Annotated in this window: 24 protein-coding genes; 22 read left to right on the top strand and 2 right to left on the bottom strand. The window is 65.1% G+C overall.

Features of this window, described 5'->3' with window-relative positions; genetic code table 11:
* Positions 1-107: 107 nt before the first annotated feature.
* Positions 108-656, top strand: a complete 549-nt coding sequence (locus tag NJF35_RS00560) for a glycine zipper 2TM domain-containing protein (protein WP_225788603.1) — start codon at positions 108-110, stop codon at positions 654-656.
* A gap of 145 nt (positions 657-801) precedes the next feature.
* On the opposite strand, the gene suhB is transcribed toward NJF35_RS00560, so the two are convergent.
* On the bottom strand, positions 802-1,620 hold the full coding sequence (gene suhB, locus NJF35_RS00565) for an inositol monophosphatase family protein (RefSeq protein WP_225788604.1): 819 nt from the start codon (positions 1,618-1,620) through the stop codon (positions 802-804).
* A 150-nt stretch (positions 1,621-1,770) separates the two neighbouring features.
* Between suhB and trmJ the strand changes: the two genes are divergently transcribed.
* The 21 genes from trmJ (at position 1,771) to NJF35_RS00670 (ending at position 20,389) form a co-directional block, all read left to right on the top strand.
* On the top strand, positions 1,771-2,541 hold the full coding sequence (gene trmJ, locus NJF35_RS00570; protein ID WP_225788605.1) for a tRNA (cytosine(32)/uridine(32)-2'-O)-methyltransferase TrmJ: 771 nt from the start codon (positions 1,771-1,773) through the stop codon (positions 2,539-2,541).
* A 4-nt stretch (positions 2,542-2,545) separates the two neighbouring features.
* Positions 2,546-3,331: a serine O-acetyltransferase gene (gene cysE, locus NJF35_RS00575; protein ID WP_253080782.1), complete on the top strand. Its 786-nt coding sequence runs from the start codon at positions 2,546-2,548 to the stop codon at positions 3,329-3,331.
* Between the two features lie 167 nt (positions 3,332-3,498).
* Positions 3,499-3,990: a Fe-S cluster assembly transcriptional regulator IscR gene (iscR, locus tag NJF35_RS00580; RefSeq protein WP_253090577.1), complete on the top strand. Its 492-nt coding sequence runs from the start codon at positions 3,499-3,501 to the stop codon at positions 3,988-3,990.
* A gap of 42 nt (positions 3,991-4,032) precedes the next feature.
* A complete protein-coding gene (locus NJF35_RS00585) occupies positions 4,033-5,247 on the top strand; it encodes an IscS subfamily cysteine desulfurase (RefSeq protein WP_225788608.1) in 1,215 nt (404 codons plus the stop codon).
* A gap of 46 nt (positions 5,248-5,293) precedes the next feature.
* Positions 5,294-5,680, top strand: coding sequence for a Fe-S cluster assembly scaffold IscU (iscU, locus tag NJF35_RS00590; protein WP_225788609.1), 387 nt, complete (start codon positions 5,294-5,296; stop codon positions 5,678-5,680).
* A 42-nt stretch (positions 5,681-5,722) separates the two neighbouring features.
* Entirely contained in the window at positions 5,723-6,046 is a 324-nt protein-coding gene (iscA, locus tag NJF35_RS00595) for an iron-sulfur cluster assembly protein IscA (protein WP_253080780.1), read from the top strand.
* Positions 6,047-6,054: 8 nt separating this feature from the next.
* Positions 6,055-6,576: a co-chaperone HscB gene (gene hscB / locus NJF35_RS00600; protein WP_253080779.1), complete on the top strand. Its 522-nt coding sequence runs from the start codon at positions 6,055-6,057 to the stop codon at positions 6,574-6,576.
* A gap of 43 nt (positions 6,577-6,619) precedes the next feature.
* Positions 6,620-8,482: a Fe-S protein assembly chaperone HscA gene (gene hscA, locus NJF35_RS00605; protein ID WP_225788612.1), complete on the top strand. Its 1,863-nt coding sequence runs from the start codon at positions 6,620-6,622 to the stop codon at positions 8,480-8,482.
* 3 nt (positions 8,483-8,485) lie between these two features.
* Positions 8,486-8,827 (top strand): ISC system 2Fe-2S type ferredoxin, encoded by a 342-nt coding sequence (gene fdx / locus NJF35_RS00610; RefSeq protein ID WP_043208095.1) that lies wholly within the window; start codon positions 8,486-8,488, stop codon positions 8,825-8,827.
* A gap of 9 nt (positions 8,828-8,836) precedes the next feature.
* On the top strand, positions 8,837-9,037 hold the full coding sequence (gene iscX, locus NJF35_RS00615; protein ID WP_225788613.1) for a Fe-S cluster assembly protein IscX: 201 nt from the start codon (positions 8,837-8,839) through the stop codon (positions 9,035-9,037).
* 88 nt (positions 9,038-9,125) lie between these two features.
* The gene (gene ndk, locus NJF35_RS00620; protein WP_225788614.1) at positions 9,126-9,557 is read left to right on the top strand and encodes a nucleoside-diphosphate kinase; all 432 of its coding nucleotides are present in this window, start codon (positions 9,126-9,128) and stop codon (positions 9,555-9,557) included.
* Positions 9,558-9,581: 24 nt separating this feature from the next.
* Positions 9,582-10,727, top strand: a complete 1,146-nt coding sequence (rlmN, locus tag NJF35_RS00625; RefSeq protein ID WP_225788615.1) for a 23S rRNA (adenine(2503)-C(2))-methyltransferase RlmN — start codon at positions 9,582-9,584, stop codon at positions 10,725-10,727.
* Between the two features lie 11 nt (positions 10,728-10,738).
* On the top strand, positions 10,739-11,497 hold the full coding sequence (gene pilW / locus NJF35_RS00630; protein ID WP_253090578.1) for a type IV pilus biogenesis/stability protein PilW: 759 nt from the start codon (positions 10,739-10,741) through the stop codon (positions 11,495-11,497).
* Positions 11,494-12,513 carry a helix-turn-helix domain-containing protein gene (locus NJF35_RS00635; protein WP_253090579.1) on the top strand — a complete coding sequence of 340 codons (1,020 nt, stop codon included), beginning with the start codon at positions 11,494-11,496 and terminating at the stop codon, positions 12,511-12,513. The genes pilW and NJF35_RS00635 overlap by 4 nt, the downstream gene beginning before the upstream one ends.
* A 3-nt stretch (positions 12,514-12,516) precedes the next feature.
* On the top strand, positions 12,517-13,626 hold the full coding sequence (gene ispG / locus NJF35_RS00640; RefSeq protein ID WP_225788618.1) for a flavodoxin-dependent (E)-4-hydroxy-3-methylbut-2-enyl-diphosphate synthase: 1,110 nt from the start codon (positions 12,517-12,519) through the stop codon (positions 13,624-13,626).
* 24 nt (positions 13,627-13,650) lie between these two features.
* Positions 13,651-14,940, top strand: coding sequence for a histidine--tRNA ligase (gene hisS / locus NJF35_RS00645; protein WP_253080775.1), 1,290 nt, complete (start codon positions 13,651-13,653; stop codon positions 14,938-14,940).
* A 39-nt stretch (positions 14,941-14,979) separates the two neighbouring features.
* Positions 14,980-15,621, top strand: a complete 642-nt coding sequence (locus NJF35_RS00650; protein WP_225788620.1) for a tetratricopeptide repeat protein — start codon at positions 14,980-14,982, stop codon at positions 15,619-15,621.
* Between the two features lies 1 nt (position 15,622).
* The gene (bamB, locus tag NJF35_RS00655; protein WP_225788621.1) at positions 15,623-16,765 is read left to right on the top strand and encodes an outer membrane protein assembly factor BamB; all 1,143 of its coding nucleotides are present in this window, start codon (positions 15,623-15,625) and stop codon (positions 16,763-16,765) included.
* A gap of 117 nt (positions 16,766-16,882) precedes the next feature.
* Entirely contained in the window at positions 16,883-18,349 is a 1,467-nt protein-coding gene (der, locus tag NJF35_RS00660; protein ID WP_225788622.1) for a ribosome biogenesis GTPase Der, read from the top strand.
* A gap of 112 nt (positions 18,350-18,461) precedes the next feature.
* Positions 18,462-19,610, top strand: a complete 1,149-nt coding sequence (locus tag NJF35_RS00665; RefSeq protein ID WP_225788623.1) for a pyridoxal phosphate-dependent aminotransferase — start codon at positions 18,462-18,464, stop codon at positions 19,608-19,610.
* Positions 19,598-20,389, top strand: coding sequence for an amidohydrolase (locus NJF35_RS00670; protein WP_253080774.1), 792 nt, complete (start codon positions 19,598-19,600; stop codon positions 20,387-20,389). Before NJF35_RS00665 ends, NJF35_RS00670 begins: the two co-directional genes overlap by 13 nt.
* Positions 20,390-20,473: 84 nt before the next feature.
* Here NJF35_RS00670 and NJF35_RS00675 read toward each other — a convergent pair whose 3' ends face one another.
* Positions 20,474-23,029: a PepSY domain-containing protein gene (locus NJF35_RS00675; RefSeq protein ID WP_253090647.1), complete on the bottom strand. Its 2,556-nt coding sequence runs from the start codon at positions 23,027-23,029 to the stop codon at positions 20,474-20,476.
* Positions 23,030-23,031: the final 2 nt, after the last annotated feature.

The following is a 23,031-nucleotide window of genomic DNA, read 5'->3' on the forward strand; positions in this document are numbered from 1 at the left end:
ACCGTTTGGCGTAAAGAAGGGCGCGAGTGTTGAACTCGCGCCTTTTTTTTCGCTCCAAGGCTGGGAGAAGGCGGGCAAGATCCCGCGGGTACGATCAGGAGGTTCGCGTGAACAAATCAATGCTGGTGGGTGCGGTACTGGGTGCTGTCGGTGTGACCGCCGGAGGTGCTGTGGCGACCTACAGCTTGGTGAACAAGGGGCCTGAGTACGCCCAGGTCATGGACGTGCAGCCGATCAAGCAACAGGTGAAGACGCCGCGTGAGGTGTGCAAGGACGTTACCGTGACGCGCCAGGCGCCGGTCAAGGACCAGCACCAGATCGCCGGCACCGTGGTCGGTGCCCTGGCGGGTGGCCTGCTGGGTAACCAGATCGGTGGTGGCACGGGCAAGAAGATCGCCACCGTGGCCGGTGCGGTCGGTGGTGGCTATGCGGGCAACAAGGTGCAGGAGCACATGCAGAACAGTGACACCTATACCACCACCCAGACCCGCTGCAACACGGTCAACGACATCAGTGAGAAGGTGGTTGGCTATAACGTGAAGTACTCCATCGGCGACAAGGTCGGCCAGGTGAAGATGAACCACGAGCCGGGCTCGACCATCCCGCTGGACAAGAACGGTAACCTGGTCCTGAGTGACAACCAGGTCGGCCAATAACTCCCCTTGTGGGAGATGCCCTTTAGCAAGGGCTACACCCTTGTTCGCGGGCACGCTCGCTCCCACGCTGTTGTGAATTGCAGCCACAAAAAAAAGCACCCCGCGCGGTCCGCGGGGTGCTTTTTTTTGTGGCTGCAATCCGCGCTTAGCGCTTCATGTGCTCGGGCAGGTGCGGTTGGATGGCGGTCAGCACCGCCTTGAAGCACTTGATGTTGCCCGCGACGATATGGCCCTTGTCGAGGAAGTCGTGGCCACCGTTGAAGTCGCTCACCAGGCCACCCGCTTCCTGGATCAGCAGTACGCCCGCAGCCATGTCCCACTCGGACAGGCCCGACTCCCAGAAGGCGTCGAAACGGCCGGCGGCGACGTAGGCCAGGTCCAGGCTGGCAGCGCCGGCGCGGCGGATGCCGGCGGTCTGGCCGGTGAGGGCGCGGAACATGCCCAGGTAGTTGTCCAGGTCGGCGATCTGGTTGTCACGGAACGGGAAACCGGTACCCAGCAGGGCGCCTTCCAGGCTGCTGCGCGAGCTGACGCGCAGGCGGCGGCCGTTGAGCTGGGCGCCGCGACCGCGGCTGGCGGTGAATTCTTCCTGGCGTACCGGGTCGACGATCACGGCGTGCTCGAGGCGGCCGCGGTACTTGCAGGCGATGCTGACCGCGAAGTGAGGAACGCCACGCAGGAAGTTGGTGGTGCCGTCCAGCGGATCGATGATCCACAGGTAGTCCTTGCCGTCTTCGCCGGAGCCGGCGTGCAGGCCGGTTTCCTCTCCCTGGATGGAGTGGTTCGGGTAGGCCTTGCGCAGGGCGTTGACGATGCTCTGCTCGGCGGCGCGATCGACCTCGGAGACGTAGTCCTTGGCCTCTTTCTCGTCGACCTTGATGCTATCCAGGCGTTCGATGGAGCGGAAAATCAGTTCACTGGCGCTGCGAGCGGCGCGCAGCGCGATATTCAGCATAGGCTGCATGGGCGTTTCACCTGGGATGTTAAAGAAGAAAGCCGCACATTCTATCAGAAAACTGTTCCGGCAGAAGGGTGACATTTGCTTTCATGGCGTTACGCCTGTCGGTTCTGTAAGATCGATTCCCCTTTTCCTTGTATCTGTGAGCTCGATACCTTGCTGCAAAATATTCGTGTTGTTCTGGTCAATACCAGCCACCCCGGCAATATCGGCGGCGCTGCTCGTGCCATGAAAAACATGGGCTTGTCGCGCCTGGTACTGGTCCAGCCACAGGATTTCCCCGCCGTGGACGCCACTGCGCGTGCCTCCGGTGCCGACGATGTGCTGGATAACGCCCAAGTGGTGGGCAGCCTCGAGCAGGCGCTGGTCGGCTGCAGCCTGGTGCTTGGCACCAGCGCCCGCGACCGCAGTATCCCGTGGCCGCTGCTCGACCCCCGCGAGTGCGGGATCAAGGTCGTGGAGCAGGCCGGCGCCGGCGAGGAAATCGCCCTGGTGTTCGGTCGCGAGCACGCCGGCCTGACCAACGAAGAACTGCAGCGATGTCACTTTCACGTGCACATTCCCTCGAACCCCGACTTCAGCTCGTTGAACCTTGCCGCTGCCGTCCAGGTGCTCGCCTACGAGGTGCGCATGGCCTGGCTGGTGGCCCAAGGGGCGCCGTCGAAGGTCGAGAAATTCGAAGCCAACTCGCTGCGCAGCGGCGAGCTGGCGACCATGGACGAGATGGAGCTGTTCTACGAACACCTGGAGAAAACCCTGGTGGACATCGGCTTCCTTGACCCCGAGAAGCCCAAGCACCTGATGCCGCGCCTGCGCCGGCTCTATGGGCGCAGCGCGGTCAATCGTTCGGAAATGAGCATTTTGCGCGGCATCCTCACCGAGACCCAGAAGGTCGCCAGGGGCGAGCCGCATAAGCGCAAGGACTAAAAAGATGTTCGAACGTCTGCGTGAAGATATCCAGAGCGTATTCCATCGTGATCCGGCGGCGCGCAACGCCTTCGAGGTACTGACCTGCTACCCGGGCATGCACGCCATCTGGCTGCATCGTCTGGGTCATGCCCTGTGGGTGCGTGACTTCAAGTGGCTGGCGCGCCTGGTGTCGAACTTCGGCCGCTGGCTGACCGGTATCGAGATCCATCCGGGCGCCACCATCGGCCGGCGCTTCTTCATCGACCACGGCATGGGCATCGTCATCGGCGAGACCGCCGAGATCGGCGACGACGTCACCCTGTACCAGGGCGTGACCCTGGGCGGCACCAGCTGGAACAAGGGCAAGCGCCACCCGACCCTGGAGAACGGCGTGGTGGTCGGTGCCGGGGCCAAGGTGCTCGGCCCGTTCACCGTCGGCGCGGGGGCCAAGATCGGTTCCAACGCGGTGGTGACCAAGGCGGTGCCGGCCGGTGCCACCGCGGTCGGCATCCCCGGGCGGATCATCGTCAAGGCCGAGGACGACGAGGTCGAGGCCAAGCGCAAGGCCATGGCCGACAAGATCGGCTTCGATGCCTATGGTGTCAGTGGCGACATGCCCGACCCGGTGGCTCGCGCCATCGGCCAGATGCTCGATCACCTGCACGCGGTCGACGAGCGCCTGGAGGGCGTGTGCGGGGCATTGACCAAGCTGGGCAGCGACTATTGCGGCAAGGAGCTGCCGGCGTTGCCCGAGGAAGACTTCACCGAGGTCAAGCCGGCCGCGCAGAGCGACACTCAGCCACATTGATTACGGCGCAGCGACGATGGGGCGTGTGCTCACGCCCCTTGTCTGCTACAATCGCGCCCGCCTCCCCGATGTAAGCCCGACTAAAGCAGTAGGTCTAATAGTTGACTTAAATGCTCGGGAATCGCATACTCGCTCACATCCTGTAACTCCCGTGGTATCCACTAGCCATGCGACTGACTACCAAAGGCCGATATGCCGTGACCGCCATGCTTGACCTGGCGTTGCATGCGCAGCATGGGCCGGTGTCTTTGGCCGACATTTCCGAGCGCCAGGGCATTTCCCTCTCTTATCTGGAACAGCTGTTCGCCAAGCTGCGCCGCAGCAGCCTGGTTTCCAGCGTGCGCGGTCCGGGCGGCGGCTACCAGCTGTCGCGGGGCATGGAAACCATCCAGGTGGCCCAGGTCATCGATGCGGTCAACGAATCGGTCGATGCCACCCGTTGCCAGGGGCTGGGGGATTGCCACGCCGGTGACACCTGCCTGACCCACCACTTGTGGTGCGACCTCAGCCAGCAGATCCATGAATTCCTCAGCGGCATCAGCCTGGCTGACCTCGTCATGCGCCGTGAGGTGCAGGAAGTCGCCCAGCGCCAGGACCTGCGCCGTGTCGCGGGCCGCAACGCCCAGTTGGACAAGATTGAGACGTCCGCCGTCGACTGAACGTAGCGACGAGCGACGCCACCGCCTGATAGGAGATACTCAATGAAGTTGCCGATCTACCTCGATTACTCCGCGACCACCCCGGTCGATCCCCGCGTCGCCCAGAAGATGGCCGACTGCCTGCTGGTCGACGGGAACTTCGGTAACCCGGCCTCGCGCTCCCACGTCTTCGGCTGGAAGGCCGAGGAAGCGGTCGAGAACGCTCGCCGCCAGGTCGCCGACCTGGTTAATGCCGACCCGCGGGAAATCGTCTGGACCAGCGGCGCGACCGAGTCCGACAACCTGGCCATCAAGGGTGTCGCGCACTTCTATCACACCAAGGGCAAGCACATCGTCACCTCCAAGATCGAGCACAAGGCGGTCCTGGACACCGCTCGCCAGCTCGAGCGCGAGGGCTTCGAGGTCACCTACCTCGAGCCTGGCGAAGACGGCATCATCACCCCGGCCATGGTCGAGGCGGCGCTGCGCGACGACACCATCCTGGTCTCGGTCATGCACGTCAACAACGAGATCGGCACCATCAACGACATCGCCGCCATCGGTGAGCTGACCCGCTCCCGCGGCGTGCTGTTCCACGTCGATGCCGCCCAGTCGACCGGCAAGGTCGAGATCGACCTGCAAAAGCTCAAGGTCGACCTGATGTCCTTCTCGGCGCACAAGACCTACGGCCCGAAAGGTATCGGCGCGCTGTACGTCAGCCGCAAGCCGCGCGTGCGCCTGGAAGCCACCATGCACGGTGGCGGCCATGAGCGCGGCATGCGCTCCGGCACCCTGGCCACCCACCAGATCGTCGGCATGGGCGAGGCCTTCGCCATCGCCAAGCAGGAAATGGCCAGCGAGAACGCCCGTATCAAGGCGCTGAGCGACCGCTTCTTCGAACAGGTCCAGAGCCTGGAAGAGCTGTACGTCAATGGCAGCCGCACCGCCCGCGTGCCGCACAACCTGAACCTGAGCTTCAACTACGTGGAAGGCGAATCGCTGCTGATGGCCCTCAAGGACATCGCGGTATCGTCCGGCTCGGCCTGCACCTCCGCTTCGCTCGAGCCTTCCTACGTGCTGCGCGCCCTGGGCCGCAACGACGAGCTGGCGCACAGCTCGATCCGCTTCACCTTCGGCCGTTTCACCACCGAAGAAGAAGTCGACTACGCCGCGCAGAAGGTCTGCGAGGCCGTGAACAAACTGCGTGAGCTGTCGCCGCTGTGGGACATGTACAAAGACGGCGTTGACATCTCCAAGATCGAGTGGGCCGCCCACTAAGCAGTCGCCGGCAAGAGCGGCTCCCTGATGAGGAAGGAATTGCACCATGGCATACAGTGAAAAGGTCATCGACCACTACGAAAACCCGCGCAACGTCGGCAAGCTGAACGCCGAGGACCCGGATGTCGGTACCGGCATGGTCGGCGCGCCGGCCTGTGGCGACGTCATGCGCCTGCAGATCAAGGTCAACGAACAGGGCATCATCGAAGACGCCAAGTTCAAGACCTACGGCTGCGGCTCGGCCATCGCCTCCAGCTCCCTGGCCACCGAGTGGATGAAGGGCAAGACCCTGGACGAAGCCGAGACCATCAAGAATACCCAGCTGGCCGAGGAACTGGCGCTGCCGCCGGTGAAGATCCACTGCTCCGTGCTCGCCGAGGACGCCATCAAGGCGGCCGTGCGCGATTACAAGCAGAAGAAAGGCTTGCTCTAAGTCGCCTGTGGCAAGGTAACTGACGTTGAGGAAAGAGTTCCGATGGCTATCAGCATGACAGAAGCCGCCGCCAACCACGTGCGGCGTTCCCTCGAAGGGCGCGGCAAGGGTGAGGGCATCCGCCTGGGCGTGCGCACCACCGGCTGCTCGGGCCTGGCCTACGTGCTGGAGTTCGTCGACGAGCTGGCTGCCGAGGACCAGGTGTACGAGAGCCATGGCGTCAAGGTGATCATCGATCCCAAGAGCCTGGTCTACCTGGACGGCACCGAGCTGGACTTCGTCAAGGAAGGGTTGAACGAAGGCTTCAAGTTCAACAATCCCAACGTGCGCGGTGAGTGTGGCTGCGGCGAAAGCTTCAATGTCTGAGGGTTGACGTGGGTACTCCTTGCCATTTCGCCCTGTTCGACCTCAAGCCCAGCTTTCGCCTGGACCTCGACAAGCTGGCCGTTCGCTATCGCGAGTTGGCCCGCGAGGTCCATCCGGACCGCTTCGCCGACGCCTCCGAGCGTGAGCAGCGCGTAGCCCTGGAAAAGTCAGCCGCCCTCAACGAGGCTTACCAGACCTTGCGCAGCGCGCCGCGGCGTGCCCGTTACCTGTTGGCCATCAGTGGCCACGAAGTGCCCCAGGAAGTCACCGTGCACGACCCGGACTTCCTGCTGCAGCAGATGCAGTGGCGCGAAGAGCTCGAAGAGCTGCAGGACGAGGCCGACCTGGACGGCGTCGCGGTGTTCAAGAAGCGCCTGAAGGTCGCCCAGGACACGCTGAACGAGGAATTCGCCGCCTGCTGGGACGATGCTGCCGAGCGCGACAGGGCCGAGCGCCTGATGCGCCGCATGCAGTTCCTCGACAAGCTCGCCCAAGAAGTGCGCCAACTGGAAGAGCGCCTCGACGATTAATCCCGGCGTCGCCCGTGATGACGCCTAAGGTACTCAGATAAGCATGGCCCTACTGCAGATCGCCGAACCCGGTCAGAGCCCCCAGCCGCACCAGCGTCGTCTGGCGGTGGGGATCGACCTGGGCACCACCAACTCCCTGGTCGCCGCGGTGCGCAGCGGCCGTAGCGAACCCCTGCCCGATGCACAGGGCAAGGTCATCCTGCCTTCCGCGGTGCGCTACCTCGATGGCCGCAGCGAAGTCGGCCAGGCCGCCCGCGATGCCGCCTCCAGCGACCCGTTGAACACCATCCTGTCGGTCAAGCGCCTGATGGGGCGTGGCCTGGCCGACGTCAAGCAACTGGGCGAGCAACTGCCTTACCGCTTCGTCGGTGGCGAGTCGCACATGCCGTTCATCGACACCGTCCAGGGCCCGAAGAGCCCGGTGGAAGTGTCCGCCGACATCCTCAAGGTGCTGCGTCAGCGGGCCGAGCAGACCCTCGGCGGCGAACTGGTGGGGGCGGTGATCACCGTTCCGGCCTACTTCGACGACGCCCAGCGCCAGGCTACCAAGGATGCCGCGAAGCTTGCCGGCCTCAACGTCCTGCGCTTGCTCAACGAGCCGACCGCGGCGGCGGTGGCCTATGGCCTGGACCAGGATGCCGAGGGCGTCGTGGCGATCTTCGACCTGGGCGGCGGTACCTTCGATATCTCCATCCTGCGCCTGAGCGCAGGTGTCTTCGAAGTCCTGGCCACGGGCGGCGACACCGCCTTGGGCGGTGACGACTTCGACCACGCCATCGCCGGCTGGATCATCGAGCAGGCTGGGCTGTCCGCCGACCTCGACCCGGCGGCCCAGCGCCAGCTGCTGCAGGCCGCTTGCGCGGCCAAAGAAGCCTTGACCGATGCCGATGCGGTCCGTGTCAGCCACGGCGCCTGGCAGGGCGAACTGACCCGCGCCGCGTTCGAGGCCATGATCGAGCCGCTGATCGCCCGCAGCCTCAAGGCCTGCCGCCGCGCCGTGCGCGACAGTGGCGTCGAGCTGGAGGATGTCGGGGCGGTGGTCATGGTGGGTGGTTCCACCCGCGTGCCGCGTGTGCGTGAGGCGGTTGGCGCGCTGTTCGGGCGTACCCCGCTGACTTCCATCGACCCGGACCAGGTGGTGGCCATCGGTGCCGCGATCCAGGCCGATACCCTGGCCGGCAACCGCCGCGAGGGCGGCGAGCTGCTGTTGCTGGACGTCATCCCGTTATCCCTGGGCCTCGAGACCATGGGCGGGCTGATGGAGAAGGTGATCCCGCGCAACACCACCATCCCGGTGGCGCGGGCCCAGGAGTTCACCACCTACAAGGATGGCCAGTCGGCCATGATGATCCACGTCCTGCAGGGTGAGCGTGAGCTGGTCAGCGACTGCCGCTCCCTGGCGCGCTTCGAGCTGCGCGGCATCCCGGCCATGGTCGCGGGCGCGGCGAAGATCCGCGTGACCTTCCAGGTCGATGCCGATGGCCTGCTCAGCGTTTCGGCCCGGGAGACCGGCTCGGGCGTGGAGTCGAGCATCCAGGTCAAGCCGTCCTACGGCCTGACCGATGGCGAGATCGCACGCATGCTCAAGGATTCCTTCGAGCACGCAGGCTCCGACAAGCAGGCGCGCCAGCTGCGCGAGCACCAGGTCGACGGCGAGCGACTGCTCGAGGCGGTGCAGGGCGCTCTGGACGCCGACGGCGACCGCCTGCTCAGTGCCGAGGAGCGCGTAGCCATCGAGCACCAGATGCAAGAATTGCGTGATTTGCTCAGCGGCACCGATGGCGCGGCCATCGAGCAGCAGACCAAGCGTCTGTCGCAGGTGACCGATGCATTTGCCGCCCGTCGCCTTGATTCGACGGTCAAAGCCGCACTGGCCGGGCGCAACCTGAATGAGATCGAGGAGTAACCGATGCCCCAGGTGATTTTCCTGCCGCACGAGAAGTTCTGCCCGGATGGGCTGGTGGTGGAGGTGGAGCCAGGGACCAACATCCTGGAACTGGCCCACGAGCATCACATCGAGATGGAAAGCGCCTGTGGTGGCGTCTGTGCCTGTACCACCTGCCATTGCATCGTCCGCGAGGGTTTCGACTCGCTGGAGGAAGCCGACGAGCTGGAAGAGGACATGCTGGACAAGGCCTGGGGCCTGGAGGCCCAGTCGCGCCTGGCCTGCCAGGTCATCGTCGGCGAAGAGGACCTGACGATCGAGATTCCCAAGTACTCGCTCAACCACGCCGCCGAAGCGCCGCACTGAGGTCTACGCATGAGCCTGAAATGGATTGATGTACTTGAGATCGCCATCCAGCTTGCGCAAAGCAAGCCAGACGTCGATCCTCGTTATGTGAATTTCGTCGATCTGCATCGCTGGGTGCTGGAGCTGCCAGACTTCAGCGATGATCCGCAACGTGGCGGCGAGAAAGTGCTCGAAGCCATCCAGGCGGCCTGGATCGAAGAAGCCGACTGAGCGTGTCCGCAGGTTAGGCAATCCCTTGGAACCCGCGTATAATTCGCGGGTTTAATTTTTCGCAACACTCATATTTCTGGAGTTATCCATGGCTGTCCAACGTACCTTCTCCATCATCAAGCCCGACGCCGTCGCCAAGAACGTCATCGGCGAGATCACCACTCGCTTCGAGAAAGCCGGCCTGCGCGTCGTCGCTTCGAAGATGAAGCAGCTGTCCAAGGCCGAAGCCGAAGGCTTCTACGCCGAGCACAAAGAGCGCGGCTTCTTCGCTGACCTGGTTGCCTTCATGACTTCCGGCCCGGTCATCGTCCAGGTCCTGGAAGGCGAGAACGCCGTCCTGGCCAACCGCGAGCTGATGGGCGCCACCAACCCGAAAGAAGCCGCTCCAGGCACCATCCGCGCCGACTTCGCCGTTTCCATCGACGAGAACGCCGTCCACGGTTCCGACTCGGAAGCTTCGGCTGCCCGCGAAATCGCGTACTTCTTCTCCGCTACCGAGCTGTGCGACCGCATTCGCTAAGCGAAGCAGGTCTTGGGTGATTCCATGAGTGACATGACTGGCAAGATCAACCTGTTGGGCCTGACCCTCCAGGAAATGGAAAAATTCTTCGAGTCGATCGGGGAGAAGCGTTTTCGTGCCGGTCAGGTCATGAAATGGATTCACCACTTCGGCGTCGACGATTTCGCCGCCATGACCAATGTCGGCAAGGCCTTGCGCGAAAAGCTCGAGGCCGTTGCCGAGATTCGCGCGCCGGAAGTGGTCAGTGAAGACATTTCCGCCGACGGTACGCGCAAGTGGGTGGTCCGCGTTGCCTCCGGCAGCTGCGTCGAAACCGTCTACATCCCCACCGACGACCGCGGCACGCTCTGCGTCTCGTCCCAGGCCGGCTGTGCCCTGGACTGCAGTTTCTGCTCCACCGGCAAGCAAGGCTTCAACAGCAACCTCACCGCCGCCGAAGTCATCGGCCAGGTGTGGCTTGCGAACAAATCCTTCGGTACCGTCCCGGCCAAGATCGACCGCGCCATCACCAACGTGGTCATGATGGGCATGGGCGAACCGCTGCTGAATTTCGATAATGTCATCGCCGCCATGAAGATCATGATGGATGATCTGGGCTATGGCATTTCCAAGCGCCGCGTCACGCTGTCCACCTCGGGCGTCGTGCCGATGATCGACGAACTGGCCAAGCACATCGACGTTTCCCTGGCGCTGTCGCTGCACGCGCCGAACGACGAGTTGCGCAACCAGTTGGTGCCGATCAACAAGAAATACCCGTTGAAGGTGCTGCTGGACTCCTGCATGCGCTACATGTCCACGCTGGGCGGCAAGCGGGTGCTCACCGTCGAGTACACCCTGCTCAAGGACGTCAACGACCAGCCGCAGCACGCCGCCGAGCTGATCGAGCTGCTGCGCGACGTGCCGTGCAAGATCAACCTGATCCCGTTCAACCCGTTCCCCCATTCGGGCTACGAACGGCCGAGCAACAATGCCATCCGTCGCTTCCAGGACCTGCTGCACCACGGTGGCTTCAACGTCACCACCCGCACCACCCGGGGCGACGACATCGATGCCGCCTGCGGCCAGCTGGTCGGCCAGGTCATGGACCGTACCCGCCGCAGCGAGCGCTACATCGCCGTGCGCCAGCTGAACGCCGACGCAGAGCCGCAAGGCAACGCCGTGCGCCACTGACGAGGCCGCCCATGACCCTGCGCGCCGCGCTGTCGATCCTGTCGCTTTCGCTGCTGGCCGGCTGCGTGTCCGGCGGCGGTGACCCCTTGGCCAGCCGCCAGGGGCGGGTGGAAGCAGGGCAGGCCTACGTGCAATTGGGCCTGGGTTATTTGCAACAAGGTTTGACCGAACAGGCCAAGGTGCCACTGGGCCGAGCCCTGGCGCTCAACGGCAACGACGCCGACGCCCATGCCGCCTTGGGCCTGGTGTTCCAGGCCGAGGGTGAGCCGGCACTGGCCGAGGCGCATTGGCGCAAGGCCCTGGCGATACGCCCGGGCGACACGCGGATTCGCAACAACTACGGCAGTTTCCTTTATGCTCAGGGGCAATTTCGCCAGGCCGAGCAGATGTTTCGCCAAGCCGCCACCGATACCCTGTATCCTGAGCGGTCACGGGTGTACGAGAACCTTGGCCTGACGGCCCTGGCGCTCGATCGCCGCGACCAGGCGCACGAATACCTGGGCAAGGCCCTGCAGCTCAATCCGCACCAGCCTCGGGCATTGCTGGAAATGGCTGAGTTGTCCTACGAAAACAGGCATTATGTGCCGTCCCGGGACTACTACGATCGTTTCAGCCAACTGAGCGGCCAGAACGCCCGCAGCCTGCTGCTGGGCAGCCGTATCGCCCGGGCTTTCGCTGAGCACAGCAGCGTGGCCGAGCTGGGCCAGCAACTACAACGACTTTATCCCGGTACGCCGGAATATCAGCAATACCTGTCGGAGCAACGATGAAAGCCGCGCACCCCGAAGTAGCAGCAGCGACTCGCCAGAATCCCGGTGAGGTCTTGCGCCAGGCCCGCGAGCGCCGGGAATGGTCGCAAGCCGAGGTGGCCCGCAAGCTCAACCTCACGGTAAGTTCGCTGAACAACCTGGAAACCGGCGCCTTCGACAAGCTGCCGGGGCATACCTTCGCCCGTGGCTACATCCGCGCCTATGCCAAGCTGCTGGACATGGACCAGGCGCCGCTGGTCGAGGCATTCGACCAGTTCACCGGCACCCATGCCAAGGGCAGCGAAGTGCACGCGCTAGGGCGCATCGAGGAGCCGGTGCGCCTGTCGCACAATATCCTGCGCGGCATCAGCCTGCTGTTGCTGGTGGCCGTGGTCGGCGGCGGCTTCTTCTGGTGGCAGGACCAGAACAGCCAGCGCGGCAAGGACCTGGCCAGGATCGCCCTGGAGCACGTCGAGGTCGAGAGCGCCGATGGCACCACCCAGATCCACCCGCTGGACGAGCCGGAAGACCAGGCCGTGAGCGCTGGCCAGCAGCCCGAGGCCGCACCGCTGCCGCTCGACCAGGCCGTCACCGGGCAGGAGGCTGCCCCCGCGACCGAGACGGCGACCGGCGGCGAAACCCCGGCGGCCGACGACGCGAGCGCGCCTGCGACCGCCCCGACGCCTGCACCGGCTGCCAGCGAGGCGCCTGCCGCCCCGGCGGCGCCCAGCCTGCCTGCGGCTCCTGCCGCTCCGGTAGCTCCCGTGGCCAGCGCCCCGGCCGCGGTTCCTGCCGGCAACGGCACGCTGCAAATCCAATTCACCGCCGATTGCTGGACCCAGGTCACCGACGGCAACGGCAAGGTGCTGTTCAGCGCCATCAAGCGCAAGGGCGACAGCCTGGACCTGACCGGCAAACCGCCGTTCGCGGTGCGCCTGGGCTTCGCCCGCGGCGCCCAGGTCAGCTACAACGGCCAGGCCGTCGACGTTGCCTCGTTCACCACTGGCGAGACCGCTCGCCTGAAGTTGGGACAGTAAGTCATGCACGGCGAATCTCCGATCAAACGTCGCGAATCCCGGAAGATCTGGGTCGGCAATGTACCGGTGGGGGGCGATGCCCCCATCGCGGTGCAGAGCATGACCAACACCGACACCAACGACGTCGCTGCCACCGTTGCGCAGATCCAGCGCCTGGTCGATGCCGGCGTCGACATCGTCCGTGTCTCGGTACCGGACATGGACGCCGCCGAGGCCTTCGGCAAGATCAAGCAGCAGGTCAGCGTACCGCTGGTCGCCGACATCCACTTCGACTACCGCATCGCCCTGCGCGTGGCCGAACTGGGCGTCGACTGCCTGCGCATCAACCCGGGCAACATCGGTCGCGAAGACCGTGTGCGTGCGGTGGTCGATGCCGCCCGTGACCGCGGCATCCCGATCCGCATCGGCGTCAATGCCGGCTCCCTGGAAAAGGACCTGCAGAAGAAATACGGCGAGCCGACCCCGGCCGCACTGGTCGAGTCGGCATTGCGTCATGTCGAGCACCTGGACCGCCTGGATTTCCAGGACTTCAAGGTCAGCGTCAAGGCCTCCGACGTGTTCATGGCCGTCGAGGCCTACCGCCAGCTCGCCCGGCAGATCGTCCAACCCCTGCACCTGGGCATCACCGAAGCCGGCGGCCTGCGTTCGGGGACGGTGAAATCCGCCGTCGGCCTCGGTATGCTGCTGGCCGAAGGCATCGGCGATACCATCCGCATTTCCCTGGCCGCCGATCCGGTCGAGGAAGTGAAGGTCGGCTACGACATCCTCAAGTCGCTGCACCTGCGTTCCCGTGGCATCAACTTCATCGCCTGCCCGAGCTGCTCGCGGCAGAACTTCGATGTGGTCAAGACCATGAACGAACTGGAAGGGCGCCTGGAGGACCTGCTGGTACCGATGGACGTGGCCGTGATCGGCTGCGTGGTCAACGGCCCGGGCGAAGCCAAGGAGTCCCACGTGGGGCTCACCGGCGGCACGCCGAACCTGGTCTACATCGATGGCAAGCCGTCGCAGAAGCTGACCAACGAGAACCTGGTCGACGAGCTGGAAAAGCTCATTCGCCAGAAAGCGGCCGAGAAGGTCGAGGCCGACGCGGCGCTGATCGCCCGTGGCTGACACACAGATTCGTAAGGATTTTCCGTGAGCAAATCGCTGCAAGCCATCCGTGGCATGAACGACATCCTGCCCGACCAGTCGCCCCTGTGGCGCTACTTCGAGGGCACCGTGGCCGGCCTGCTGGACACCTATGGCTACAGCCAGATCCGCACGCCGATCGTCGAGTTCACCGAGCTGTTCAAGCGCTCGATCGGTGAAGTCACCGATATCGTCGAAAAAGAGATGTACACCTTCGAGGATCGCAATGGCGATTCGCTCACCCTGCGTCCCGAAGGCACCGCCGCCTGCGTGCGTGCCGTGCTCGAGCACGGCATCACCGGCAACGGCCAGGTGCAGAAGCTCTGGTACGTGGGCCAGATGTTCCGCCATGAACGCCCGCAAAAAGGCCGCTACCGTCAGTTCCACCAGATCGGCGTGGAAGTGTTCAACCTGGACGGCCCGGATGTCGACGCCGAGCTGATCATGCTGACCTGGCGCCTGTGGGGGCTGCTGGGCATCCAGGACGCGGTCAAGCTCGAGCTCAACAGCCTGGGGACCAGCGAAGCCCGCGCGCGCTACCGCGACGCCCTGGTCGAGTTCCTTTCCGCGCGCATCGAACAACTGGACGAAGACAGCCAGCGTCGCCTGAAAAGCAACCCGCTGCGCATCCTCGACAGCAAGGACCAGGGCACCCAAGCGGTGCTGGCCGACGCGCCGAAGCTGGAAGACTACCTGGACGAGGACTCCCGCGTGCACTTCGAGGGCCTCAAGGCACGTCTGGACGCCGCTGGCATTCCGTTCGTCATCAACACCAAGCTGGTCCGTGGCCTGGACTACTACAGCAAGACCGTGTTCGAGTGGGTCACCGACAAGCTTGGCGCCCAGGGCACCGTCTGTGCCGGTGGCCGCTACGACGGCCTGGTCGAGCAGATGGGCGGTAGGCCGACCCCGGGCGTGGGCTTCGCCATGGGCATCGAGCGCCTGATCCTGTTGCTGGAGACCCTGGGCAAGGTGCCCGAGTCCATCAGCCGCCAGATCGACGTCTACCTGTGTGCCTTCGGCGAACAGGCGGAACTGGCCGGCCTGCGCCTCTGCGAAAATCTGCGCGATCGCCTGCCGGGCCTGCGCCTGGCGGTCAACGCCGGTGGTGGCAGCTTCAAGAGCCAGTTCAAGAAAGCCGACAAGAGCGGGGCGCTGTTCGCCCTGATCCTGGGCGACGACGAACTGGCGCAACGGGTCATTGGCGTCAAGCCCCTGCGTGGCCAGGGCGAACAACAGAACATTGCCTGGGATGCTCTGGCCGAGCACCTGGAAGCCGCGCTCGCCCAGGCGTGATGCGGTTCAACAGCCGAATTGCTGAAAAGGAGTATTGGGGTGTCGAGTATCGATGATGATGGCCTGGCCGCGGCCAAGGACTGGTGGAATCGCAACGGCAAGCCGCTGCTGACCGGTGCCCTGCTGGCCGCCGCGGTGGTGATGGGTTGGCAGGCCTGGCAGAAGTACCAGAGCAACCAGTCGCAAGGCGCCTCGGTGCTGTACCAGGCCCTGCTGGAGACCGCCCTGACGCCGAGCGGTGAGCCGGATGCGACCAAGGTCGCCGAGCTGGCCGGCAAGCTCAAGAGCGAGTTCGGCGGCACCGCGTACGCCCAGTACGGCAGCCTGTTCGTGGCCAAGGTCGCGGTCGAGAGCGGCAAGCTCGACGATGCCGCTGCCGAGCTCAAGGGCGTGATGGACAAACCGGCCGATGCGACCCTGGGCGAGATCTCGCGCCAGCGCCTGGCCCGCGTGCTCGCCGCGCAGGACAAGGCCGAAGAGGCCCTCAAGCTGCTCGACGGCGATGCCGACAAGGCCTTCCTGGCCAGCCGCGAAGAACTCAAGGGCGACCTGCTGGTCCAGCTCGGCCGTGCCGACGATGCCCACAGCGCATACGAGAAAGCCAAGGCCGCGCTGTCCGACGACGCCGCGGTCGGTGGCCTGCAACTGAAGCTGGATGACCTGGCCAGAGGGGACGCCTGACGTGATCGGTTGGAAACAAGCAGCAGTGCTCGCCCTGGCCGTCCTGGCCGCGGGTTGCAGCAGCAACAGCAAGAAGGAACTGCCTCCGGCCGAGCTGACCAAGTTCACCGAGGAAGTGGTGCTCAAGAAGCAGTGGAGCCGTTCGATCGGCGACGGCCAGGGCGAGACCTACAACACCCTGGTGCCGGCCATCGAGAACGACCGTATCTACGCCTCCGACGTCAACGGCCTGGTCTTCGCCCTGGATCGCCTCAACGGCGACGTGGTGTGGAAGAAGGACCTGGAGCTGCCGGTGTCCGGCGCCGTCGGCGTGGGCTATGGCCTGGTCATGCTCGGCACCCTCAAGGGCGAGGTCATCGCCCTGGATGCCAGCACCGGCGAGGAGCGCTGGCGTTCGCGGGTGACCAGCGAAGTGCTGGCGCCACCTGCCACCAACGGTGACGTGGTGGTGGTGCAGACCCAGGACGACCGCCTGATCGGCCTCGACGCCGCCACCGGTGACCGTCGCTGGATCTACGAAAGCAGCCCGGCCGTGCTGACCCTGCGCGGTACCGGTGCGCCGATCGTGACCAACCGCCTGGCCGTGGCTGGCCTGTCCACCGGCAAGGTGATCGCCGTGGATACCCAGAACGGCGTGCCGGTGTGGGAGAGCCGCGTGGCCATCCCGCAGGGCCGTTCCGAGCTGGATCGGGTGGTCGATATCGACGGTGGCCTGCTGCTCTCTGGCGGCATGCTGTATGTCAGCACCTACCAGGGCCGGGTCGCCGGCCTCGACCTGGAAAGCGGCCGCGTGCTGTGGCAGCGCGATGCCTCCAGCTACGTGGGTGTCGCCCAGGGCTTCGGCAACGTCTACGTCAGCGAGGCCTCGGGCACCGTCGAGAGCATCGACGAGCGCTCCTCCAGCGCCCTGTGGAGCAACGATTCCATGGCCCGCCGCCAGTTGTCGGCACCGGAAGTGTTCTCCAGCTACGTGGCGGTGGGTGACTTCGAGGGCTACCTGCACCTGCTCAGCCAGGTCGATGGCCGCTTCGTCGGTCGCGAGCGGATCGACAGCGATGGCCTGCGCGCCCGTCCCCTGGTGGTCGGCGACACCATCTATGTCTTCGGCAACAGCGGCAAGCTCGAGGCGCTGACCATCCGCTGAGGCTATGCTTGAGTCCGTCATGGGGCTCAGGCAATGGCGCATGACGCGCCGCACGAACTCCGGCCGCTGCCTTGCAGCGGCCTTTGCATTTTCAAGAATTCAAGAGTGGAGAGCCGCATGGTTCCCGTAATCGCCCTGGTGGGACGGCCGAACGTCGGCAAGTCCACCCTGTTCAACCGCCTGACCAAGACCCGCGATGCCATCGTCGGCGACCTGTCGGGCCTGACCCGTGACCGCCAGTACGGCGAGGCGACCTGGCAAGGCCGCTCCTACATCCTGATCGATACCGGTGGCATCACCGGCGACGAAGTGGGCATGGACGAGAAGATGGCCGAGCAGTCGCTGATGGCCATCGAGGAAGCCGACTACGTGCTGTTCCTGGTCGATGCCCGTGCCGGCATGACCGCTGCCGACCAGATGATCGCCGAACACCTGCGCAAGCGGAACAAGGAAGCCATCCTGGTCGCCAACAAGATCGACAACATCGACGCGGACGTCGCCCGCGCCGAGTTTTCGCCCTTGGGCATGGGCAACGCCATCCCGGTGGCCGGCTCCCAGGGCCGTGGCGTCAACGCGCTGATGGAAGCGGTGCTAGGGCATATCCCGCGCGACAAGGCCGAGGAAGCCCTCGACGAAGAAGTCGCCGAAGGCGAAGAAGCCGCGCGCATCCCTGGCCCGAGCGAAAAGGACGGTATCAAGATCGCCATCATCGGCCGCCCGAACGTCGGCAAGTCGACCCTGGTCAACCGCATGCTCGGCGAAGAGCGTGTGGTGGTCTACGACCAGCCTGGCACCACCCGCGACAGTATCTACATCCCGTTCGAGCGCGATGAAGAGAAGTACACCCTGATCGACACCGCCGGGGTGCGCAAGCGCGGCAAGATCCACGAGGAAGTCGAGAAGTTCTCCGTGGTCAAGACGTTGCAGGCGATCAAGGACGCCAACGTGGTGATCTTCGTCATGGATGCCCGCGAAGGGGTGGTCGACCACGACCTGAACCTGCTGGGCTTCGCCCTGGAGGCGGGGCGTGCCATCGTCATCGCGCTGAACAAGTGGGACGGCATGGAGCCAGGCGAGCGCGACTACGTGAAGACCGAGCTGGAGCGCCGGCTGTTCTTCGTCGACTTCGCCGATATCCACTTCATTTCCGCGCTGCACGGCACCGGTGTGGGCCACCTGTACAAGTCGGTGCAGGCCGCGTTCAAGTCGGCGGTGACCCGCTGGCCGACCAGCCGCCTGACCCAGATCCTCGAGGACGCCATCAGCGAGCACCAGCCGCCGATGGTCAACGGTCGGCGCATCAAGCTGCGCTATGCCCACCTCGGGGGGGCCAACCCACCGCTGATCGTGATCCATGGCAACCAGACCGACAAGATCCCGCGTTCCTACTCGCGTTACCTGGAGAACACCTACCGCCGGGTGCTCAAGCTGGTCGGTACGCCGATCCGCATCGAATACAAGGGCAGCGAAAACCCGTACGAGGGCAAGAAGAACACCCTCACCGATCGCCAGGTCAACAAGAAGCGCCGCCTGATGTCGCACCACAAGAAGGCCGAGAAGAAGCGCAAGGACAAGCGCAAGTAAGCTTCGGGCTGCAAGCTGCAGCTTGTAGCTTGCAGCTTTTTCCTGACCGCTCGATCCGCTATGCTCGGGCTCTACCCCGTGCCGTATGCAACGTGCAGGAAAGAGGGCCCCCATGATCCGCAGCAAATTGCCGAACGTCGGCACGACCATCTTCACCACCATGTCGCAGTTGGCCGTGCAGACCGGTGCGCTCAACCTGTCCCAGGGATTTCCCGACTTCAATGGCCCACAGGCATTGCTCGATGCGGTTGGCCGGCACGTGGCCGCCGGCCATAACCAGTACGCGCCCATGACCGGCCTGCCGGCCTTGCGCCAGCAGGTGGCGGCGAAGGTCGCACGGCACTATGGCGTGAACGTCGATGCCGACCATGAAGTGACCATCACCCCCGGTGCCACCGAGGCGATCTTCTGCGCCATCCAGGCGGTGATCCAGGCCGGCGACGAGGTGATCGTCTTCGATCCGGCCTATGACAGCTACGAACCTTCCGTGGAGCTGGCCGGCGGTCGCTGCGTGCATGTGCAGCTTCGCGATGGCGATTTTCGTATCGACTGGCAGGCGTTCAGCGATGCCCTGACCCCGCGTACGCGCATGGTCATCCTCAACTCGCCACACAACCCCAGCGGTGCGTTGATCGGTCGCGACGACCTGGACCAGTTGGCAAGGCTGATCGAAGGACGCGACATCTACCTGGTCAGCGACGAAGTGTACGAGCACCTGATCTACGATGGCGTGCGCCACGCCAGTGTGCTGGCCCATGAGCAGCTGTATGCGCGGGCTTTCGTGGTCAGCTCGTTCGGCAAGACCTACCACGTCACCGGCTGGAAGACCGGCTACGTGGTCGCGCCGCCGGCCTTGAGCGCCGAACTGCGCAAGGTCCACCAGTACGTCAACTTCTGTGGCGTGACCCCGTTGCAATGCGCCCTGGCCGACTACATGGCCGAGCATCCGGAGCACCTGGACGAATTGCCGGGCTTCTACCAGGCCAAGCGCGACCTGTTCTGCGACCTGCTGCAGGCTTCGCGTTTCACCTTCACCCGCACGCCGGGCACCTATTTCCAACTGGTGGACTACTCGCAGATCCGCCCGGACCTCAACGATGTCGACATGTCCCTGTGGCTGACCCGCGAGCACGGTGTGGCGACGATCCCGGTCTCGGTGTTCTACCAGCAACCTGTCCCCGAGCAACGCCTGGTGCGCCTGTGCTTTGCCAAACGTGAGGAGACGCTGCGTCAGGCGGCGGAAAGACTATGCGCGATCTGAGCCAACTGCCCAACCTGAAAGTCGCCCTGGTGCAGACCACCCTGGCCTGGCAGGACCGCCAGGCCAACTACGAGCATTTCGAGGAACTGCTGGAGCAGGCCGGCGACGTAGACCTGGTGATCCTGCCGGAGATGTTCACCACCGGTTTCTCCATGGACTCCGAGCGCCTGGCCGAGCCTGAGAACGGCCCGACCTACAAGTGGCTCAAGGCCCAGGCGAAGAAGCACGATGCGGTGATCACCGGCAGCGTGATCGTCCAGGCCGCCGATGGCAGTCATCGCAACCGCCTGCTCTGGGCGCGGCCGGATGGCGAGATCCTGCATTACGACAAGCGCCACCTGTTCCGCATGGCCGGCGAACACAAGCACTATACGCCGGGCGAGCGCCAGGTGCAGTTCGAGATCAAGGGCTGGCGCGTTCGCCCGCTGATCTGCTACGACCTGCGTTTCCCGGTCTGGAGCCGTGACGCCCAGGACACCGACCTGCTGCTGTATACCGCCAACTGGCCGGCCGCGCGCCGCCAGCACTGGAACCGCCTGTTGCCGGCGCGGGGCATCGAGAACCTGTGCTACGTGGCAGCGGTGAACCGGGTGGGCACCGATGGCAAGGGCTTTGCCTATTCGGGCGACAGCCAGGTGCTGGATTTCCAGGGCGAGAGCCTGCTCAGCGCCGGGGAGGCTGACGGGGTGTTCACTGCGGTGTTGAGCGCGGCGGACCTGGCGGCGTACCGCTCGCGCTTCCCGGCCAACCTGGATGCCGACAGCTTCGAGTTGCATTGAGCGTCGCGCCAGCGTGGTCATTCAACGCCTATCTTGGGGCTGCGAAGCGGCCCCAGGACGACCAAAGCACCACCGATTGACCGATCAATACACATCCCGCCGGTAGCGCCCATCCTCGATCAGGCGCTGCAGCACCTCGGCACCAAGAATACCCTCGAGCGCCGCATCCACCCCTGCGGCCATGCCCTGCAGGCTGCCGCAGACATACACGCAAGCACCGTCATTGACCCAGCGGCGCAGTTCATCGGCGTGTTGCACCAGCACATCCTGCACGTACACCTTCTGCGCCTGGTCCCGCGAGAATGCCAGGTCCAGGCGTGCGAGGTCGCCGCTGGCCAGCCAGCCCTGCAACTGGTCGCCACAGAGAAAATCATGGGCGCGGTTGCGTTCGCCGAACAGCAGCCAGTTGTCCCGCTCGCCCGCCGCGATGCGCGCCTTGAGCAGGCTGCGCAAGCCGGCCAGGCCGGTGCCGTTGCCGATGAGCACCAGTGGCGCCGGCGCCTGGGGCAGATGGAAACCGCTGTTGCGGCGCAGGCGCAGGCTGACGCTGCCGTGCAGCGGCAGGTATTCGGTCAACCAGCCCGAGCCCAGGCCGAGATGACCGTCGGCATGGCGCTCCTGGCGCACGATCAGTTCCAGGACGCCATCGCTGGCGATGGAGGCGATGGAATATTCGCGGCTGCCGATGGGCACCAGCGCATCGACCAGTGCCTGGGCATGCAGCCCCACCAGGTGCCCGTGGCTGGCTGGCAACTGGCGGCTGGCCAAGGCCTGGCCGAGCCGTTCGCCGAGGCCGTCGACCTGCACCGGTGTGTTGGCATCCAGGCCCAGCCCAGCGAGCCAGGCGGCGACGTGTGCCTGCCCGTTGCGGGGCAGGATTTCCACCAGGTCGCCAGCCATCCAGCTCGCCGGTTCATCGGGCTGCAGGCCGAGCAGGTAGACTGGCGCGCCCTGGCTGCCCGGGTTGAGCAACTCGCGTCGGGCCAGGGTCCAGGTGCCAAAGCTCGGCGCCTGCCAGGCTGTCACCGGCTGGGTACCGGTCAACTGCGCCAGCGCCTGGTGCCACTGTTGCAAGGCCGCCTGGTCGGCGTTATCCACCTCCACCGGGCTGAAGGCGCTGGTGGCGCCGCGTTCGCCCAGCCAGGCCTGGAGCCGGCGGGCGAAGCCGCAGAAGTGCGGGTACTGGCGATCGCCCAGGGCCAGCAGGGCATAGCTGAGATTGTCCAGGGCCCACGGCTGGCCCAGCACCTTGCGTTCGAAGGCGCGGGCGCTGTCGGGCGCCTCGCCGTCACCGAAGGTACTGACCACGAACAGCGCACGCCGGGCCTGGCGCAGGTCGGTTTCGCCCAACTCGGCCAGCGGGCGCACGTGCACCGGCAGGCCGGCGGCCTGCAACTGGCCGGCGCTCTGCCAGGCCAGTTGCTCGGCGACGCCGCTCTGGCTGGCGAAGCCGATCAGCCAACTGTCGCCGCCTGCCGAGGCGGGTGAGACGTTGCCACGGGCAGCGCGGACCTGGCGTTTCTTGCGCCGCCGGTCGAGGTACAGCAGCCAGCCGGTGACGAAGAACAGCGGCATGCTCAGGCTGGCGATGGTCACGATGATGCGCCCCGGCAGGCCGAAGTAGCTGCCCACGTGCAGGGCGTAGACGCTTTGCAGTAGCTGGGCCTTGAAGGACTTGTCGGTATAGCGTTCGTGGCGCTTCACCTGGCCGCTGGTCGGGTCCAGGGTCATGCTGTTGAAGGCGCGCTCGTGGGCGGCGTCGTCGAGCAGGTAGAACAGCGTGGCGGGCTGCCCGCCTGCCGGGGGCAGGCGCAGGTTGTAGGTGAGCAGGCCCGGGCCGGCCGCGGCCTTGAGGTTGTTCCAGATGGCGTCGTAGTCGACCACCAGTGGCGCTGCGTTCTTGTCCGCGTTCTGCAGGCCATGGCGGCCACGCCCTTCGCCGCGCTTGTGCTGCTGGCCGGCGGCAGGTGCGTCGGCCAGTAGCTTGTTCAACCCCTCGCGATACCACTCGTAGGACCAGAACAGGCCGGTGAGGGCGAACAGCAGGTAGAACAGCAGGCACCAAGCACCGGCCACGGCGTGCAGGTCCCAGTTGAAAGCGCGGCCTTGCTTGGCCCAGTCGAAGGTCAACCAGGCTCGCCAGCTCAACGCCTGGCGTGGCCAGCGCAAGTACAGGCCGGACAGGCAGAAGAACACCAGCATCAGCGTGCAGGCGCCGGTGATCTGCCGGCCGGTATCGCCCATGGCCAGGAAACGGTGCAGTTGCAGCATCAGGCCGAAGAAGTCCTGGCCGGCGACATCGCCCTTGAGTTCGCCGGTGTACGGGTCGGCGTAGCGCAGCTGGCCACGACGCTCGCCAGGTGGTGGGGTGAAGAAGATCCGCGCAGCGTTGCCTTCACGGGTATCGACCCACAGCATCGAAACCTTGTCGCCCTGGGCGGCTTCGACCCGGCGTACCAGCTCGGCGGGCGGCAATACCCCCTCCTGGCGGACTTCGACCTTGAGGACGTCCGGGTTGAACAGGCGCAGCAGTTCTTCCTGGAACGACCAGATGGCACCGGTGATACCCATCAAGGCCAGCACCAGCCCAGCGGTGATGCCAAAGAACCAGTGCAATTGAAACAGCGACTTCTTCACCACAT

The sequence above is a fragment of the Pseudomonas guariconensis genome, from assembly GCF_024127895.1.
Classification (GTDB): Bacteria; Pseudomonadota; Gammaproteobacteria; order Pseudomonadales; family Pseudomonadaceae; genus Aquipseudomonas; species Aquipseudomonas guariconensis_B.

What these genes read in the sequence shown, in the direction of transcription:
- suhB (WP_225788604.1), bottom strand. Translation starts at nt 1,620, where the DNA reads ATGCAGCCTATGCTGAATATCGCGCTGCGCGCCGCTCGCAGCGCCAGT.
- cysE (WP_253080782.1), top strand. Translation starts at nt 2,546, where the DNA reads ATGTTCGAACGTCTGCGTGAAGATATCCAGAGCGTATTCCATCGTGAT.
- iscR (WP_253090577.1), top strand. Translation starts at nt 3,499, where the DNA reads ATGCGACTGACTACCAAAGGCCGATATGCCGTGACCGCCATGCTTGAC.
- NJF35_RS00585 (WP_225788608.1), top strand. Translation starts at nt 4,033, where the DNA reads ATGAAGTTGCCGATCTACCTCGATTACTCCGCGACCACCCCGGTCGAT.
- iscU (WP_225788609.1), top strand. Translation starts at nt 5,294, where the DNA reads ATGGCATACAGTGAAAAGGTCATCGACCACTACGAAAACCCGCGCAAC.
- iscA (WP_253080780.1), top strand. Translation starts at nt 5,723, where the DNA reads ATGGCTATCAGCATGACAGAAGCCGCCGCCAACCACGTGCGGCGTTCC.
- hscA (WP_225788612.1), top strand. Translation starts at nt 6,620, where the DNA reads ATGGCCCTACTGCAGATCGCCGAACCCGGTCAGAGCCCCCAGCCGCAC.
- fdx (WP_043208095.1), top strand. Translation starts at nt 8,486, where the DNA reads ATGCCCCAGGTGATTTTCCTGCCGCACGAGAAGTTCTGCCCGGATGGG.
- iscX (WP_225788613.1), top strand. Translation starts at nt 8,837, where the DNA reads ATGAGCCTGAAATGGATTGATGTACTTGAGATCGCCATCCAGCTTGCG.
- ndk (WP_225788614.1), top strand. Translation starts at nt 9,126, where the DNA reads ATGGCTGTCCAACGTACCTTCTCCATCATCAAGCCCGACGCCGTCGCC.
- rlmN (WP_225788615.1), top strand. Translation starts at nt 9,582, where the DNA reads ATGAGTGACATGACTGGCAAGATCAACCTGTTGGGCCTGACCCTCCAG.
- pilW (WP_253090578.1), top strand. Translation starts at nt 10,739, where the DNA reads ATGACCCTGCGCGCCGCGCTGTCGATCCTGTCGCTTTCGCTGCTGGCC.
- NJF35_RS00635 (WP_253090579.1), top strand. Translation starts at nt 11,494, where the DNA reads ATGAAAGCCGCGCACCCCGAAGTAGCAGCAGCGACTCGCCAGAATCCC.
- ispG (WP_225788618.1), top strand. Translation starts at nt 12,517, where the DNA reads ATGCACGGCGAATCTCCGATCAAACGTCGCGAATCCCGGAAGATCTGG.
- der (WP_225788622.1), top strand. Translation starts at nt 16,883, where the DNA reads ATGGTTCCCGTAATCGCCCTGGTGGGACGGCCGAACGTCGGCAAGTCC.
- NJF35_RS00665 (WP_225788623.1), top strand. Translation starts at nt 18,462, where the DNA reads ATGATCCGCAGCAAATTGCCGAACGTCGGCACGACCATCTTCACCACC.
- NJF35_RS00670 (WP_253080774.1), top strand. Translation starts at nt 19,598, where the DNA reads ATGCGCGATCTGAGCCAACTGCCCAACCTGAAAGTCGCCCTGGTGCAG.